We start from the raw sequence: 408 nt of genomic DNA, 5'->3' as shown, positions 1-408 counted from the left end.
TTGTTGTTTCAGACGACCTTTTGGCTCAAAGCTTGAAAAATGCATGCGTGCGTTCTGCACACATGCTACTTGTTGAGTTTAAGTTTTATATGGGCTACGGCTTGTTTGATTGGCTCCGAGGAGTTTTAAGCCTGTGTACGTAATGTAATTAGGGTTTGCTTACTCTAAAATATAATTAAATTTTTCTTCGAATCCATAATCCTCATCTTGTTTCTTACTCTTTCTAGAACCTTTACTATTTCAATAAATATACTTTTTAATTGATTTTTTGAGAACATAGCATCTTTCCATACCAAAGTAATCGGTCGTTCTACATTTGTGCTCAATAAATCCCACAAAGCATCAAGATTGTTCCCATAATAATCTTGTATAGAAAATATTTTTGAAATTTGATTATGAAAATCTTGT

General features: G+C 32.4%; 1 pseudogene. It reads right to left on the bottom strand.

The features are described from left to right. Nucleotides 1–159: 159 nt before the first annotated feature. A pseudogene (locus HMPREF2907_RS09910) lies at nt 160–408 on the bottom strand (barstar family protein); the annotation flags it as partial.

It is taken from the genome of Neisseria sp. HMSC055H02, from assembly GCF_001813335.1.
GTDB classification, from domain to species: domain Bacteria; phylum Pseudomonadota; class Gammaproteobacteria; order Burkholderiales; family Neisseriaceae; genus Neisseria; species Neisseria sicca_C.
The sequence above is the reverse complement of the archived record's forward strand: the minus strand, read 5'-3'. Positions and strand labels throughout refer to the sequence as shown.